Source organism: Collinsella aerofaciens, assembly GCF_028209395.1.
GTDB lineage: Bacteria > Actinomycetota > Coriobacteriia > Coriobacteriales > Coriobacteriaceae > Collinsella > Collinsella aerofaciens_AZ.
In genome coordinates this window covers 1-17925 of sequence record NZ_JAQLDQ010000011.1, presented here as the reverse complement: position 1 = coordinate 17925, position 17925 = coordinate 1, and the positions used below count along the sequence as shown (strand labels likewise).

The following is a 17925-nucleotide window of genomic DNA, read 5'->3' as shown; positions in this document are numbered from 1 at the left end:
GTGCCATCGGCTTTGATGCCGTTTGCGTGTCCCGTCCGGCTCTACGCTCCGGGCGTGCGACGTTGCGACGCGGTCGGCCTCGGTCCTTGCGTGCGGGTTCGCGAGTATGCAACTGTGTATGTAAGGAGCGACATATGACTGTCGAGAAGAAGGATATCGATTGGGGTAGCCTCGGCTTTGGCTACATGAAGACCGATTACAGCTACGAGGCTCATTGGAAGGATGGCGAGTGGGACGAGGGCGGCCTGACCACCGACCACACCCTGCATGTCTCCGAGTGCGGCGGTATCTTCCATTACTGCCAGGAGGTCTTTGAGGGCCTGAAGGCCTACACCGCCGAGGACGGCAGCATCGTCTGCTTCCGTCCCGACATGAACGCTGAGCGTATGTATAACTCTGCCCAGCGCCTCGAGATGCCCCCGTTTCCCAAGGACAAGTTCGTTGAGGCCGTCAAGCAGGTCGTTTCTGCCAACGCCGCCTGGGTTCCGCCCTTCGGTTCCGGCGCGACCCTGTACGTGCGTCCGTTTATGATCGGCTCCGGTGACGTGATCGGCGTGGCTCCCGCTCCTGAGTACACGTTCCGCATTCTCGTGACCCCGGTCGGTCCGTACTTTAAGGGTGGCCTCAAGCCCGTCAAGCTGCGCGTTTCCGAGTATGACCGTGCAGCACCGCATGGCACCGGCAACATCAAGGCCGGCCTGAACTACGCCATGTCCCTCAAGCCCACGATGGAGGCTCACCGCGAGGGCTATGCCGAGAACCTGTATCTCGATTCCGAGTCCCGCACCTATGTCGAGGAGACCGGTGGCGCTAACGTCCTGTTCGTGAAGGAGGACGGCACCCTCGTCGTTCCGCAGTCCCACACCGACTCCATTCTGCCTTCCATCACCCGCCGTTCGCTCGTTCAGGTTGCTCAGGACCTGGGCATGACCGTTGACCAGCGTCCCGTCGAGTGGGCCGAGGTCAAGGCCGGTACCTTTGTCGAGTGCGGCCTGTGCGGCACCGCTGCCGTTATCTCCCCGGTTGGCGAGATCGACAACAAGGTTTACGGCGCCGACGAGACCGTGACCTTCCCGGCTGGCTACACCGAGATCGGTCCTGTGATGAAGAAGCTCCGCGAGACCCTGACTGGTATCCAGTCCGGTGCTGTCGAGGATAAGCACAACTGGGTTTACACCGTCGCGTAATTTGTCTTACCTATCCGGGCAGAGAACAAGTTCCCTCCCGGCGCGTCCTCGGACATGCAAGAAGCCCTCGCTGCGCACTTCGTGCGGCGAGGGCTTCTTGCGTCCTGCGGAGTGCGCCGGGAGGGAACTTGTTCTCTGCCCTGCGGGTTCGGCGATGTCACAACGGGCAATGATTAATCTGAATAAAGATGGTGCGCGGCCTTTTAGGCTGCGCTTTTGCTTTGCTTCGCGCCATGTGGGGGCGGTGGCGACGTGCATTTTTGCGAGTATTCTGCAATCGAAGGCCCCTGCATACCGGCCTCGGGCAAAAAATCGGGATTTCTCGATGTTTTCTACGAATGATGGGCGGGGTTATGGGCTGACAGCGTTTGGTTTGCAGGGATATTCGCGGTCTTTGGCATTTGCCGTGGCGCCCGAAGCTCTTGGTTATGTTGAATACTCCTAAAAATGCACGACGCTTAGAGGGGGACCTTCGCGAAAAAGGAAACCGCCCCGTCGAAGTATGCATTCGACGGGGCGGTTTATGCATTTGGCCGATTAAGGATGCGCTGTCAAACTACTAGAACTTGACGGTCGGGGCCTGGCGGGCTGCTTCGGCGGCCTCGAAGCCCTGGCGCTCCTTAAACTGGAAGATGCCGGCAAAGATGACAGCCGGGAACGTCTGAATGGCGTTGTTGTAGCTGAGCACGCAATCGTTGTAGCTCTGGCGTGCATAGCTAATCTTGTTCTCGGTATCCTCGAGCGATGCCTGGAGCTGCGTAAAGTTGGTGTTTGCCTTAAGATCGGGATAGGCCTCGGCTACGGCGAAGAGCTGGCGCAGCGCACCGGTCAGCACGTTGTCGGCTTCCATCTTGGCCTCGGGCGTGGTGGCCTTGACGGCGGTGTTACGCGCGCTGATCACGGCGGAGAGCGTCTCCTGCTCGTGCTTGGCGTAGCCCTTGACGGTCTCGACCAGGTTGGGGATCAGGTCGTTGCGGCGCTGCAGCTGCGTATCGATGTTCTGCCAGGCGTTATCGATGCGGTTACGCTTGGTGACCATGTTGTTGTAGATGCCGGCGATGGCGCAGACAATCACAATGACAACAACGATGCCGATGATGACGGTAATCATGATGTCTCCGTTTCGAATGGCCGCGGCGGCATGCGCCAGCTGCCGTTGGTATAACGCTACTAGTATACCCGCAACGTTTTGCCGTGCCGAACTTTCCGGTAAGCGTTGTGTTTTCGGCGGGGTTGGCACCGGGGCAAAGCGCGCGAGGTACAGGTGTAAGATATGCGACAGATTGACGAGTGTTGTCTTTGCCCTGAGGATGGCGATACCAGTGGACCTTCGCATTAAGAAAACCTACCGCGCCCTGTTCGATGCCTTCACCGAGCTTCTCGAGGAGCATCGTTTTGAGGACCTGACGGTTGCCATGCTGTGCGACCGCGCCATGATTCGCCGCACGACGTTCTACAAGCACTTTCGCGACAAGAACGATTACTTTGCCTTTTATATCGATGAGCTCATGTCGGGCTTGCCGCAAAAACAGCCCGATGAGGCCGGTGCAGTGTCTGCCGAGGACGTGCACGCGCTTCGGCACGCGATTTTGGACGATGCCATGGATTTGATTCTGGCGCACGAGCAGCTCATGGATAACATTTTGGCAAGCAGTATGTCGGGCATGTTGACCAACGTTATTTGCGACCGCATTGCCCGCTCCATCCGTGAGCGTGTGATGAACGTGCTTGCCGAGGATGCCCTGGCTCCCGTGTCGCTCGAGACGACGTCTGAGTTTGTCGCCGGCGGTATTATTCGACTTTTCACGATATGGTGGGAATCGGGCCACAATCTTGAGCGTCGACCCGAGATAGCCGACGTGGTCGATGCGCTGTTTGAGCGGACCATGACACCGGTGAATCACTAAAGTGGCGGAGAGAGGGGGATTCGAACCCCCGGAACGCTCTCGCGCTCAACGGTTTTCAAGACCGCCGCATTCAACCGCTCTGCCATCTCTCCGTGAGTCGTAATGATAGCATCGTTTTGAATTTGCAACAGGGAAGGCGAACGATGACGATCACCGAAATCGACGAGAAGTTCATGCGCGAGGCGCTGGCCGAGGCGCGCGCCGCCGCGGCGGTGGGCGAGGTGCCCATCGGAGCCGTAGTGGTGCGCGACGGCGAGATTGTCGCGAGGGCGCATAATCGACGCGAGCTCGACCAGAACCCTTCGGCGCATGCAGAGTTCGCGGCCCTGTGCGCCGCCGCCCAGGCGCTTGGCCGCTGGCGCCTTTCCGATTGCACGGTCTACGTGACGCTCGAGCCCTGCTGCATGTGCGCGGGGCTTATGGTCAACGCGCGCGTGGGGCGCTGCGTGTATGGCGCGAGCGACGCCAAGGCGGGCGCGTTGGGATCCCTATACGATTTGAATGCCGACTCGCGCCTGAACCATCGGTTTAATGTGACCGCCGGCGCGCTGGCAGACGAGTGTCGTGAGGTGTTGAGCAGCTATTTTAGTGGGCTGCGTGGCACCGATGGTGCTGGCTGCGGTTGCGGGGCCGATCTTGAGGCGCATGCCGCTCATGCCGAGGCGCTCGCGTGTGCCGAAGATATCGCCGTTGAGGCGCTCAACTTTGGTCCTGTGTGCCGCCGGCCCCGCCGTGTGCTGTTGGCGATTGATTCCTTTAAGGGCAGCGTTTCGAGCGCGCAGGCGGAGGCGGCCGTTGCCGAAGGCGTACGACGCGTTTGGCCCGATGCCGAGGTGCGCACATTGCCGCTGGCAGATGGTGGTGAGGGAACGCTCGATGCCGTTGCCGCCTGCGGTGGCGAGCTTGTGACCTGCGAGGTTGCAGGGCCCTTTGGCGAGCATGTGCCTGCCCGGATGCTGGTTGATGTCGAGCACGAGTTGGCTGTTATTGAGATGGCCGAAGCCGCGGGCATCGGGTACTCGCCTTGCACGGAGTCGTCGGCGCTGGCTGCTACAACCTATGGCGTGGGTGGGCTGATGCTCCGTGCGGTTCGTGCCGGGGCAAAGACTATCTATATTGGCTTGGGCGGCAGCGCCACCAACGACGGTGGCGCCGGTATGCTGCAGGCGCTGGGCGCGCGCCTTGTCGATGAGCACGGCCGCGATATCGCTCCCGGTCTCGCGGGTCTCGAACACGTGGTGAGTATCGATTTGGCGCCAGCGCTTCGGGCGCTGAGCGGCGCGCGTGTCGTGGTGCTTTCCGATGTCGAGAATCCGCTTGTGGGACGCCGAGGCGCCCTAGCGGTGTTCGGTGGGCAGAAGGGCCTGCCGACGGATGATGCCGAGGCGCTGAGCAGGTGCGACAGCTGGATGGTCGACTACGGTCGCCTGCTCGATGCGGCGATTGCCGAGGCACGGGCTCAGGGGCTACTGCGCGTGCCCGAGGGTGCGCGGACGTTTGGCTCGGTGCTCGGCGTGCCCGGTGCCGGTGCCGCCGGCGGCCTGGGTGCCGCGCTGTTGGCGCTTGGCACGGAGCTGTGTTCGGGCGTGGAGACGGTGCTCGATCTCGTGGGATTTGACGAGCGCGTGCGCGATGTCGACCTGGTCATAACGGGCGAGGGCAATATGGATGAGCAATCCGCTGCCGGCAAGGCGCCGGTGGGTGTGGCTCGTCGTGCGAAGCGATATGGCAAGCCGGTGGTCGCCGTCGTGGGCGGTCGCGCCGTCAACCTGGATGCGGTGTATGGACAGGGTATTGACTTGGTTTTGCCGATATGCCGCAAGCCTATGTCCCTCGACCAAGCGCTTAATCCGCAGGAAGCTACGGCCAACCTCATTTGCGCCGGCGAGGCAGCCGCTCGATCCTACGACCTCGCCCGCCTCTAAAACCCATCTCTCTATAAGTTGCGGTGGAATACGGAGTGTTTTTGCCTTTAAGGTGCCAATTCAGTCCGTATTCCACCGCAACTTCGTGAATGGTCATCCGAGGCTGGCCGCCTTGGGCCTTGGGTCGGACCTTCCGTCACGAAATGCGGCCATCTACTACGTTTAACCGAGCTACCTCGACCATCCCGGATTTTGTGAAATTAAAACTGCAGGTAAACGGCTTGCCGATTTTCGAAAAGGCCGGCTATGGTTGACCCCTGCGGTCTAAACATAGTAGATAGGCCCTTTTCGTGGCGCAGTGTCAGACCAGTCTTTTTGGGACGGGGCTATTTTGACTACATGCCGATCTGATTGCCCAAGTAGTCAAAAAAGCCCCGTCCCAAATTAGCTACCTTGTGGGGCTGTGGGGATAAAGATTGCCGACGGTTTTATCCCGCCGAACCCCTTTGATGGCGCGAATGGTTCGATTTGACGACCGAGTGGCAACCTGACGCGGAATAGTGGGTCGTTTAAATTGCTACAATTTTAAGTATATTGCGATGTCCCGCCTTGCGTTTCTGCGCGGGGGGGGGCGTATATTTGCATCGATGGGGACGACACACATATATAGCGAGCCGCTGCTTGCCGTCCTCATGGATTTGGGGAGGGCCTTCATGAATCGCGTGTGTGCGAGAGCTCGAGAAATGCTAAAGCCTTTTGGCAAGAAAACCAATACCGCCAAGCGTGCCCTGAGGGTTTTGGCCGTCCCGCTGGCGGCGTGTGCGCTCATGTTTGGTGCGACGAGTGCGTCGGCCGATCAAGCGGTTCCTTTTAGCAACCATACCGTGCAGACGGTGAATCCCACCGGCACTACGGTCAATCTGTTCGACTACTGGGTCGTGAACGGCGACAACGACAGCTCGAAGAACATAAACAACGACAACAAGAATGACAACACCGGCATCAATAAAGACCATCAGCTCAAGTTCAATGGTGGCGCCGGATCGGGCATTAATAAATGGACGGGAAAAGTGTTATTGGCGGCTTTGGACGTCTTTCGTTTGTGAAGAACACACTGGTAAAGGGCTATCCGTCGATCAATGCTGGCACCTACACCTCGTATAACACGCACGGTACGTACAAAGACGAGTCGCTCGATTATCTCTTTAATAACGACAGCCAGGCAAATGGCAAGCAGGACGGCAAGGCCGTTTACAACAACGTACAAGGCCTTTTCCAGCTCAAGGATGGCTATTACGTTTACGACTCGTACGGCTCTGACGGCAACTATGCTGTGTATAACTTCACGACTAACTCCTTTGACGTCTACAATAAGGCGGGCGTATATAAGGACAGCGTGTCGGATGCGAATCGGGGTCAGTTCTTCCCCTTTGACTCGGCTGACAAGGTTTTTGAAGAGAGGAACGGCCGGCTCTCTCCTATAGGAATAACGGACGGAACGAACGATAAGCTCAACCACCACTTTGGCATGTCCATGACCACGGAGTTTGTCCAGCCTGCGAGCGGCAAGACCACCGGTGACAAGGACATGGTCTTTGAGTTCTCGGGCGACGACGACGTCTGGGTGTACATCGATGGCGTGCTCGTGGGCGATCTGGGTGGCATCCACGAGAAGGCGACGCTCAAGATCAACTTCGCCACCGGTGGCGTGCATGTCGGTCATGTTGACAATGCAAATGATCCCGAAAAGACAATTCAAGACACCACCATTAAGGCGATGTTCCAAGCTGCCGGCGCAGATACCACCAACTTCTCCGGCAACACTTTCCGCGACAGCACCAAGCATACGCTGAGTTTCTTCTATCTGGAGCGCGGCGCTGGTGCATCGAACATGTCGCTTAAGTTCAACCTCACCACCCTGCCGTCGTCCGAGGTCGCGAAGGTCGACCAAAACGGCGAGGCAGTCAATGGCGCAACCTTCGAGCTGTACCGGTCCGATGGACCAGTTAGGGACTGGAATAAGGGTGAGCTCGTCGCTCAGGGCACGACGAAAGACGGGGGTCAGCTGATACTTCAAAAGCCGAACGGCTCCGTCCTCTCGTTTGACGAAGAGCACAACACCAATCATTGCGACTACTTTGTACTCAAAGAGGTTGGCCTGCCCGCGGGATATCGCTCGAGTCTGACCTCATCGACCACTGCAACGCCAGGTGAGCTGCACCTGCAGTACAAGGCCGCGGCAGGTGGCACGGGTGGCGTGGTGGTTGCGCCGCAAACAACGGTCACAACAGCCAACAACGAACAATGGACGGGCAGCCGCATGTGGCTGAACGGTGGCTATCTGGCTGCCAAGGAGACCATTTCCCTAGATAAAGATACGCAAGACAATAAGGGCAACGCCATTAGCTCGGGTACGACCTTCGCCGTCGTGCTCAAGCTCACCGGTGCGAGCGAGGACCACACAAGCGAAGACGCGTGGACGGCGGTTACGGGCAACCCGCTCAATGGCTATAAGCTGTGCTCCAAACACGGCATTGAGGGCGCGGTCGAGGCTGCTAAATCGGCGGACACGAGCGTCTTTGGCGTCAACACCAAGGGCGACTACGTAGTGACGGTCAGATCGCTGCCTGGCGATATCGAGACGTACGCCGCCATGCTGCAAGATGAAGACAAGTCGAAGGCGGAATATACCGTGGCGGTGTATCACACCACGGCATCATCTCTGGCGGAGGCAACCAAAGACAACACCTCTATGGTCAAATATCAAACGATAAACAGGCAGTTCTCTACGGTGATTCACCTCACCAACGTCCAGAATCGTCTGTTTGTGCAGAAGGTTGACGACCTGGACAAGCCCGTGAACGGCGCAACGTTTGAGCTGTACCAGGCCAAGGACGTTACCGGCGACAGTCCCAGCACGTATGCCATTAAATCGGGTGCCGAGCCGTATGACACCGTGAAGGCAAACGGCATGACCTATCCGTATGACATTGAGGATGCTGCATGCTTCCCACTCGATTCGACAAAGCATGCACCCCTTATCAAGGGTACGTACTACCTGCGTGAGTCTAAAAGCCCGGATGGTTATGAGATTAACAACACTATCACCAAGGTGATCGTGGATGATTCGGGCGTATACGTGGACGCCGGTGAGGAGAACGACGGCGTGCGTAGCATGAACGGCCCGGGTTCGCTGATTGCCTCGTTGGCGCAGTTTGGCTCTCCCGACTCGATCGATAATACGCTGACGCACATCAAGGGCAAGCTGCAGAGCGCGGCCGTTGACACCAACGGAAACCTGACATGGGCCCCGACAAGTCCTACGGACAACTGGATGCATATGCGCTATGACAGGACGACGCAAGGTGCCAAGACCGTCTTGCGCTATGTCGAGGATGGTGGCGATCGCGACGGTCAGCTGGCGACGATCTTTGCCGATACGGGCGTAAACCGCATGGCTCTTTATCAAGAAGACGATTCAGCATATATAGACGATGCCTCCAAGACCCGTACTAAGCTGGGCACACTCCAGCTCAATCATCTCTTTACCACGGCAACGGCCGTGCAGTATACCGATCGTCGCGTGGCACGCCTGCAAGTGACTAAGACCGTGACGGCGGACAGTGGCCTTACCGCGCCCACCAAGGATGCGAACGGCAGCGATCTGACGTTTACGTTTAAGTTCACCCTGCCGGAGTCCCAGAAGGGCTACGAGGCGCACGTGTTCGATGCGAGTGGCAAAGCTGTGGGCAAATCTTTCACGCTCAAGAACGGCGACACCCATTCCATCAAGGCCGGCGAGACCATTCGCGTATATGACCTTAAGCAGGGCGACAAGTATAGCGTGAGCGAGCTCACCACCAAGGGCGAGGCGTCCAACGGTGACGTGCTGGCGAGCATCGTTAACACTGTTACCGGCTCTGCTGACGAGTCGGTGCTTCCGGCCGGCTTTAGCCTCGTGAAACGTAAGGTCGGTGGCGAGGAGCAGTCGGGAACTGGCAACACCATCGAGGGCAAGATTGTCGCGCTTGCGGGCGGACAGATTCCCGCTGAAAACACGCTTGAGTTCACCAACAACTACAGCGCCAACCGCGTAACACTTGAGGCCAAAAACGGTCTGAGCGCCAAGAAGGTGCTCGAAGGTCGCGATTGGGCCGATGGCGATTCCTTTACCGCGCAGCTTACAGCCGACGACGGCGTTCCTATGCCCGGCGGTGCCAAGAGCAAGGTGGCGACGGTCGAGCTCACCAACGACCAGCCGGCGACGTTTGGCGATATTACCTATACCAAGCCAGGCACGTACACCTATACCATCAAGGAGGTTATCCCCGGCTCCGATGCCGGTGCGGACGGCATAAGCTATTCTGCTGCCGTCTATACCGCGACAGTCGTGGTGGAGGATAACCATGCCGGTGCTCTGGCCGTTGCGAGCGTGAAGGTGGTGCAGGAGTGCGACGACGCGGGTGCCGACACCAAGACGGATGTTGCCGGTAAGGTTGCAACCTTCACCAACCACTACGATACACACGAAGCGAAGATCACCATCCATGCTCAAAAGATCCTGACCGACAACGCCGGGAGTTTCCCGCTTTCCCAGAACGCCTTTAGCTTTACGCTCGAGGGCGTTGGCGGCTATGCGGATGTCAACGCTGTGTTCAGTCCCAATACGGTCGATGCGAGCGTGACGGCTCCCATGCCCGAGGGTGCCGAGGACAATACCGTAACCGTGGGCAACAACGCTGACGGTACGGTGGCATGGCCGGCGATCTCCTATACCGCCAAGGCGGATGCGGGACGCGCCTACGTGTACAAGTTCGCTGAGAATCTCGGTAGCATTACGGGCATGACCTACGACGGGTCGGTCTATTATGCCTTGGTGCGCAACGCCAAGAAGGGTGCCGGCATCCAGACTTCGATCGAGTACTACAAGGTTGCAGAGGACGGCTCGGTAAAGCAGCTGGACAAGGATGCCACACCTTCCTTTACCAATATATATAGCGTGGAGCCCACGAGCGTGACCCTGCAGGGCCAAAAGACTGTGAGCGGTCGCGACTGGAACCAGGGCGAACGCTATACCTTTAACCTCACCGCTGCTGCGGACGATGCCAACGCAACTGGTTTGAGCAAAACCACTGCACAGGCGGTGAAGGATGGGGTTGTTGCCGTTAACGCCAACCAGGCAGTCGCCAGCACGCCCGAGTCGGGACGCGTGGCCTCGTTCTCCTTTGTTGGCACCGAAGCTGCTCCGACCGTGACGTTCAATCGCGCGGGCACCTTTAGCTTCAACATCACCGAGAATGCTGCGCAGGATGGCCAGGCGGGCATGTCCATGGACAAGCACACCGCACGCGCGACCGTCGTGGTGACCGATCTGGACGAGTCGGGCAACCACACGGGCAAGCTGCGCGTGTCGAGCGTGACCTACGCCAACACCGGCGCCTCCGATGCGGACAAGGCCGTAACCGACAAGGCCGCCTTTACCAACGCATACCATGCGTCGGGCACCTTTGATGGCGTGACGGTCAGCAAGACCCTTGAGGGTCGCGCTTCTGCCGCGGGCCAGTTTACCTTTGCCGTGACGGGCCTTTGGTACAACGGCGTTCAGACATCGGTCGACGGCGCCGAGGCTAGCCTATCCAATACGGCTGCGGGGGCCGGCGTGTCCGGTGCCGTGGTGGGCGCAAGCGGGCAAGAGAAGCTTTTTGCCCGTGAGCTCACGGAACAGGACCTGGGGCGTACGTTTGCCTATCGCATCCAAGAGAACCAGCCTGCGGCTGCCGGCTACGCCTATGACACCAGCTACACGGGTGATGCCATCGTGCTCGTTAAGGTCCTTGCGCGCAAGAACGACCCTGCCAAGCTCTACACCGTGACGACCGTGCTCAAGGGTGCGGGTGTGACGGAGCTGCTGGGCGCCGGCGCCGACGCGAGCGCGCTGACGGACGAAAAGATTGTCCAGCTCAAGCAAGATTCGCATACTTACGTGCAGCAGTACGATACAAGTGAGGCCGGCGCCACGACGCCTACTGTCTCGTTTGTGAACCGTTACACGGCAAGTCTCGACTATGGCGCCGCTGGCGGCCTGTGGATCGAGAAGACGTTGACGTATCCCAAGGACGCGACCATTTTTGGCTCGCCTAAGAGCTCGTTCCGTTATATCGTCAAGCCTGCTGACGAGACATCTGCCAGCAAGGTTGGCATTTCCACGAATGGCAAGGTCTTTGAGACCGCAAATGTCGAGGCCGATGCTCTCAAGACCGTAAGTTTGGCACCTGCGGGTGGGCTGATCTTCAATCAGAATGATGCCGGCAAGACGTTCACCTATACGGTGAGCGAGATTGACGACAAGGCGACGGGCTATACGTACGACAAGACGGTCCATACGGTTAAGGCTGTCGTGGCGGATAACGGCGACGGTACGCTTAGAGTCACGACAGCGGTAAGCAAGCAGGTCGATGGCAAGGACGAGCTCGAGGGCCAGTGGATCTATCCGTCGGGTGCAACGTCCACCGGTGTCGCGACGGTCAAATTCAAGAACACCTATACGGTCACCGAGGCGGCAACCTACACCCCGTCCGTGACGAAGGTGGTTGCCGGTGCCGATGCTCCGGGCAAGTTCACCTTTGCTATGACCGCGGCTGACGATGCTACCAAGACTGCCATCGATGGCAAGCTCATCACCGGATCTTCGATGAGCGTGGACAACGGCTATGCTGAGGAGAAGCAAACGACGGCGGCCCTCAAGGACGGGGAGCACGAAAAGATTGACTTTTCGAAGCTCACCTTCAACAAGCCGGGCACGTATATGTTTGCTATTAACGAGCTGGCCCCGAATGGCGGCCTCGGCGAGTGGACGTATGACGCGCACACCTATAACCTGACCATCACTGTAACCGATGAGGGCGGCAAGCTTGTGGCCCGCGCCGATGGCGCGACCGGCTCGGAAGACTTCATCTTCACCAATAGTTACCAAACTTCAACGAGCTACGAGCTCCAGGGCGGTCTGGAGATCGTCAAGACGCTCAATGGGCACGACCTGCATGCCGGCATGTTTGGCTTTACGGTAACGGGCGAAGACAACGCCTCGACCGTTAAGCTCAACAAGCTGCTGCGCGCAGATGAGGGCAAGCTCACCGTGACAAACGATGAGCCGCAGGCCGATGGCACGTCCCATACCGACATTTTGGGCGGCCTGACCTTCGCGACGGAAGATGCAGACAAGACGTTCACCTACAAGGTTGTCGAGAATGGCGGCGGCAAGCACGGCTATCAGTACGACTCCACCTATTGGAAGGTAGAGATTACGGTTAAGAAGCGCGATAACGGTTCGCTCTATACCGTGACCACGGCCAAGCACTATGACGCCAAGAACGTCGAGCTTTCCGCTGATGCGAAGTTTAGCTCCGAGAGCGGTACCGCCAAGGCCCAGGTGTCCTTCACCAACAGCTACATCGCGACCGGAACCTTTGAGGGCCTTGCTGCCGAGAAGGTAATGGACTCCCGCGACAAGATCGAGGCGGGTCAGTATACGTTTGACCTGTATGCCGAGAAGGCCAACGGCTCGCTCGAAAAGATGGATGAGGGCACGACCCAGGCGGGCGAGAACGGTACCGCAACGGTCGACTTCGGCAAGGTTTACTTTAAGCTCGGCGATGCCACCAGCGGAACTGATGAGCAGACGATTGACCTTGCCGACGCCGTCAGCGATGGCGTTGCCACCAAGCGACACAATGCCGACCACACTACCACCTATAGCTTTAACCTAGTGGCAAAGGAGTGCTTGGCCAACCTGCCCGATGGTGTGCGTCCCGTGGATACGTCCGCGACGTGCCGCGTGCTGCTCGAGGTGACCGACAACAACGACGGCACGCTGACGTCCAAGGTGACCTATCGCGATGGTACCGAGAACGGCAAGATCGTTTTCCACAACACGCACGATAAGGTCAAGACGATCGGCACGGTCGCGGAGCCTAATGTGGACATCGACGGGCAGCTGCTCTCTGTGGGCGACTCCTACGTCTACACCATCAACTGGGCCAATACTGCGGTCGATGCCGACGGTAACCTGGTTCCGGCCAACGTGACCGTAACCGACGAGCTGCCCACTGGCGTCGTGTTCGAGGCCTTTGAGGGCAAGTATGCCGATAAGGGCGCCGCGAGCGGCCAGTCGCTTTCCTGGAACCTGGGCGAACAGCCTGCGGGCGGCTATGGCTTGGTGCGCGTGCGCGTAAAGATTACCGAGGACGCCGTGAAGGACGCCCAGGGTGCGGTCGGCGCCGTCAACAATGCTGCCACCATTAAGGTCGGCAACAAGAGTTATACCGGCACCACGACCAACTACGTGCCCAAGAAGTCCGAGAGCGATGCCCAGGATTCGAATGAGTCGGGCGTGGCGCTGGGCGACGAACTCACCTACACCATCGGCTACAAGAACACCGAGGGCGCGTCTGCCACGGTGACGATCACCGATGCCGTTCCCGCGGGAACCGAGTTCGTGGAGTTCGCCGGCGACCATAAGGATGTCGGCTCCAAGGACAATGACGGCAACCTCACCTGGACGCTGGCGGACGTTCCCGCCGGCAAGGAGGGCACGGTTCAGTTTAAGGTCCGCGTGACCGAGGACGCGTTTAAGAACGGTGGCGCTTCGGGCAATATTTCCAACCAGGCGTCGGTGGCGGTCGGCAACAACCCTGCCGTCAAGACCAACACCACTACCGATGAGGTCACTGACGGGCGCCTGACGTTGAGCAAGACGGTCACGGCCGCCGAAGGCATCACCGCGCCCAACAAGGCATTTACCTTTAAGGTGCTGCTCTACCAGGCCGATGGCACAACGCCTCTGGTCGGCACCTTTGCGTTCGCCGGTCGCCCCGGCGGCACCAATGGCACTTATATAAGCGGACAGATCAAGAGCGGTGACACCATCGCGCTCAAGGCTGGCGGCTCCGTCACGGTTACCTTGCCCACGGGTGCGCACTACGAGGTGCAGGAGCTCGACTCCAAGGGTGAGCTCATGACGAGCGAGGATGGCTTTGCGGTTGTCGATAAGGCGAACCCCCAGAAAGGTACCGTCGGACAGGCGACGCAGGTGGGCTTCACCAACGTCTACAGCGTGGAGTCCACAAAGGTGGAAAACGCCTTCAAGGTCCAAAAGAAGATTTCCGGACGCAACTGGATGACATCGGATGCCTTTACCATGACGCTGACTGCCCAGGGCGAGGCACCTATGCCCAAGGGCGTCAAAGACGGCGTGTCGACGATTGAGCTGCACAAGGATGCCCAGGTCGGCAACTTCGGTACCATCGAGTACACCAAGCCCGGTACCTATACCTATGTGATTACCGAGCAGTCGGGTGACGAGGCGACACTCACGTTCTCGAAGGCCACCTATCGTGCCACCGTCACGGTGACCGACGGCGGCGCCGGTAAGCTGTCTGCCAAGACCAAGATTGCACAGCTGACCGACGATGCGGGCGACGCTGCTGAGCGCACGGTCGAGGCGGCGGTCTTTACCAACATCGCCAAGACTGGCAGCCTCACCGTCAAGAAGACGGTCGTCGGCGGCGACAGCCAGCGCGAGTTCGGCTTTACGGTCGCGCTGACCGACGGGGACGGCGAGCCCGTCTCCGGCACCTTCGGAAAGGGCGAGCACGCCGTGACGTTCGCGGACGGCAAGGTGGCCTTCAAGCTTAAGGACGGCGAGGAGAAGACCGTCGCCGGCCTGCCTGTGGGCGCGCGCTACACCGTGGCCGAGGACGCCGCCGAGGGCTACACGACCGCGGTCAACGGGGCTGACGGCTCCAAGGCCGAGGGCGCCGTGACCGAGGACGGCGCGACCGTCGCGTTCACCAACACGTACGGAACGGCCGCCGAGGGCAGGGACGTCTCCACCGCGGGGCTCTTCACCAAGACGCTCAAGGGTCGCGACTGGGCGGAGGGCGACAGCTTCCAGTTCGCGCTCGCGGGCGAGGACGGCGCGCCCATGCCCGAGGGATCTGCCGACGGCTCCAAGACCGTCAGCGTGACGGCCGCCGGCACCAAGGCGGGCGATAGGGTCGCCTTCGACTTCGGCCCCATCCGCTACACGCTCGATGATATCAAAGATGCCGAGTTCGCCGAGGTCGGCGGCAAGCGCGTGCGCGCCAAGACCTTCACCTACACGGCGCGCGAGGTCAGGCCCGATGACGGCTCTGCCATCGCCGGCGTGGCCTACGACGGCCACGTCGCCACGATGACGGTGACCGTGACCGATGACGGCTCCGGCAACCTCGCGGCCACGACGCCCGCGATCGCGGAGGTGAGCGGCGGCGACTTCGTCAATACCTACACGACCGAGCTCGACTACTCGGCCCGCGCGGGCGTGCGCCTGTCCAAGACGCTCTGTGGTCGCGCCATGGAGGCGGGGCAGTTCGCCTTCACCGTGACCGCGGACGCCGAGACGGCCGCCAAGCTCGGCCTCAAGACCGACAAGGACGCCTACGCCGTGGCCGCGGCCGATGACGGCGCGGCCGACCTGGTCGACCTCATCGGCGGGACCGCGGGCAGCGATGTGAAGTTCACCGACGCCGACGCGGGCAAGACCTACAGCTTCACCGTCACCGAGACCAAGCTCGGCGGCGAGGGCTACGCCAACGACACCGCGCCGCGCACGGTGACCATCGCGCCCGCCTACGACGCCGCGACGGGCAGACTCACGGTCACGACCGCGGTTGCCAAGGACGGTGTCGAGGTCGCACGCAGCGAGGTCTCCACGGCAGATGACGCCATGGCGGCGCCCGCGCCCGTGACGGTCGCGTTCCAGAACTCCTACGAGGCCAACGGAACGCTCGGCGGCGAGGGCAACGTGGCAATTAACGCCACCAAGACGCTGACGGGCCGAGCCGCGGCGGCGGGCGAGTTCTCGTTCTCCGTCCGCGATGCCCAAGGTAACGTGGTCGCGACCGCGACCAACCAGGCCTCCGGCGACGGCGAGGCCGCGGGACTTGCGTTCTCGCCCATTGCCTACACTACCGACGCTCTCGAGCGGATGGTGGCGGACGGCATCGCCACCAGGGCCGCCGACGGCTCCTGGGTCATTCCCTATACCGTATCCGAGGACGGCACGGACCGGCTGTCCGCGGGCGTGACGGCGACCGCCTCGAGCTTCGATATCACGGTCAAGGTGACCGATAACGGCAAGGGCGGGCTGGATGTGGCCGTGGTCTACCCCGAGGGCTCCGACGGCACGCTGTCGTTTGTGAACGGCTACGGCACCAACGAGGCGACGGTCGACCTTGCGGGCACCAAGACGCTGGCGCTCGGCCAGGCCGGACTCGGCCTCACGCAGGCCGACATTGCGGGCAAGTACACCTTTAAGATCACGCCGTTGGACGGCGCGCCCGCGCCGGTCGACGCCTCCGGCAAGACGGTGACCGAGGCGACCAACGACGCCGCCGGCAACGTCGAGCTGGGCCATGTCACGTTCAGGCAGCCGAGCGATCTCGATGACGTCGAGATTGACGGCGGCGGCCTGCGCACCAAGACGTTCGCCTACCGGGTGAGCGAGTCCGGTTCGGTCGACGGCGTGGTCAACGACGCGACGGCGACGAGGACCTTCACGGTCAAGGTGGTCGAGGACACCAACGCGGGCACGCTCGTCGCGGAGGTCCTGCCCGCAGAGGGTACGCCCGAGGGCAAGGGCGCGTTCGAGTTCACCAACACCTACGGCGTGAACCCGACGCCGAGCTCCGTCACCGACCAGATCAAGGTGAACAAGAAGCTCAAGGGCCGTGACCTGGCCGAGGGCGAGTTTGAGTTCCAGTTGGTCGAGATTGCCGCCGACGGCAGTGAGAGCGTCGCGGCGACGGGCAAGAACGCCGCCGACGGCACGGTCGCGCTCAGCCCCGTTACCTACACCGCGCCCGGTACGCACGGCTACGAGCTGCGCGAGATCGCCGGCACGGCGGGCGGCGTGACGTACGACAGGGCGGCGTACCGCGTGCGCACGACGGTTGCCGACGCCGGAAACGGCACGCTCACCGTCAGGCACGAGCTGGCGGATGCCGAGGGCAATCCCACGGGCGGCGACTCGGTGACGTTCACCAACGGCTACGAGGCCGCGCCCGTCACCCTCAAGCTGGGCGCCGCCAAGGTGCTCAAGGGCGCCGAGCTCAAGGCGGGCCAGTTTAGCTTTGAGCTCAAGGGCCGGGACGGCAAGGTCATGTCGACCGCCAAGAATGCCGCCGATGGCAGCGTCACGTTCGATGCGCTGACCTTCAAGCAGGCCGGCACCTACACCTTCACGGTGGGCGAGGTCGACGACGGCCAGGCGCACGTGACCTACGACAAGGCGGTGCACAAGATCGTCGTCACGGTGAGCGACGAGGTGGCAGACGGCACCAGGACGGGCTATCTGTCGGCGAAGGTCTCCTACGAGGGCGACGCCAACCTGCCGCCGGTCTTCACCAACAGCTACACCGAGGAGCCCGGCACCCCCGGCACCCCCGAGAACCCCGGCACGCCGGGTGGCGGCTCGGGCGGCGGTTCAGATAACGGCTCCGGCAGCGGCTCCAAGGGCGGTATGCCCGACACCGGCGACCGCAGCCTGCCGGTCGAGGCGCTCGGCGCCATGGCCGGCATCGGCGCTCTGACCGTCGCGGGCGGCGCGGTCCTGTACCGCAGGCGCCGCTAGCGATATGGACGAGTGGGGCGAATCCATCCGATGGGTTCGCCCCACTTGCCGTGGCGGACGGGAGCAGGTAAGATATACCGAGCGCCTAGCGCGTTCGATGGGTTCGGATGACGACATGTTCCGAATCTGGTCAGGTCCGGAAGGAAGCAGCCATAAGGAGCCTCTGTCGGGCATCCGAATCCATCGAGTGCGCAGGCGTTTTTTGGTGCCGCGGCTACCCGCGAGTGCCGGCAGGGCGCTTGGTGTCTCGCTGGTCCTCGGCTTCGCCTGCGGGATCGCTCGACTACCAAGCGCCC

At 60.9% G+C, this 17925-nt stretch carries 6 protein-coding genes, 1 tRNA gene and 1 other RNA gene; 6 read left to right on the top strand and 2 right to left on the bottom strand.

The features are described 5' to 3' along the window. Positions 1–134 precede the first annotated feature (134 nt). Positions 135–1187, top strand: coding sequence for a branched-chain amino acid aminotransferase (locus PMW67_RS05765; protein WP_035138743.1), 1053 nt, complete (start codon positions 135–137; stop codon positions 1185–1187). Positions 1188–1746: 559 nt separating this feature from the next. On the opposite strand, the gene PMW67_RS05760 is transcribed toward PMW67_RS05765, so the two are convergent. Further along, positions 1747–2298, bottom strand: a complete 552-nt coding sequence (locus tag PMW67_RS05760) for a LemA family protein (RefSeq protein WP_082421874.1) — start codon at positions 2296–2298, stop codon at positions 1747–1749. Between the two features lie 211 nt (positions 2299–2509). On the opposite strand from PMW67_RS05760, the gene PMW67_RS05755 reads away from it, so the two are divergent. Beyond that, positions 2510–3094: a TetR/AcrR family transcriptional regulator gene (locus tag PMW67_RS05755; RefSeq protein WP_271739043.1), complete on the top strand. Its 585-nt coding sequence runs from the start codon at positions 2510–2512 to the stop codon at positions 3092–3094. Positions 3095–3096: 2 nt separating this feature from the next. Here the strand turns inward: PMW67_RS05755 and PMW67_RS05750 are convergent. Next, positions 3097–3186, bottom strand: a tRNA-Ser gene (locus PMW67_RS05750). A gap of 51 nt (positions 3187–3237) precedes the next feature. On the opposite strand from PMW67_RS05750, the gene tadA reads away from it, so the two are divergent. The 4 genes from tadA to ffs all read left to right on the top strand — a co-directional run bounded on the left by tadA (position 3238) and on the right by ffs (position 17819). After that, on the top strand, positions 3238–5019 hold the full coding sequence (gene tadA / locus PMW67_RS05745) for a tRNA adenosine(34) deaminase TadA (protein ID WP_271739042.1): 1782 nt from the start codon (positions 3238–3240) through the stop codon (positions 5017–5019). A 653-nt stretch (positions 5020–5672) separates the two neighbouring features. Then, entirely contained in the window at positions 5673–6065 is a 393-nt protein-coding gene (locus tag PMW67_RS05740; RefSeq protein ID WP_271739041.1) for a hypothetical protein, read from the top strand. After that, entirely contained in the window at positions 6062–17629 is an 11568-nt protein-coding gene (locus PMW67_RS05735; RefSeq protein WP_271739039.1) for a Spy0128 family protein, read from the top strand. Before PMW67_RS05740 ends, PMW67_RS05735 begins: the two co-directional genes overlap by 4 nt. A 94-nt stretch (positions 17630–17723) precedes the next feature. Beyond that, positions 17724–17819, top strand: an RNA gene (gene ffs / locus PMW67_RS05730) — signal recognition particle sRNA small type. Positions 17820–17925: the final 106 nt, after the last annotated feature.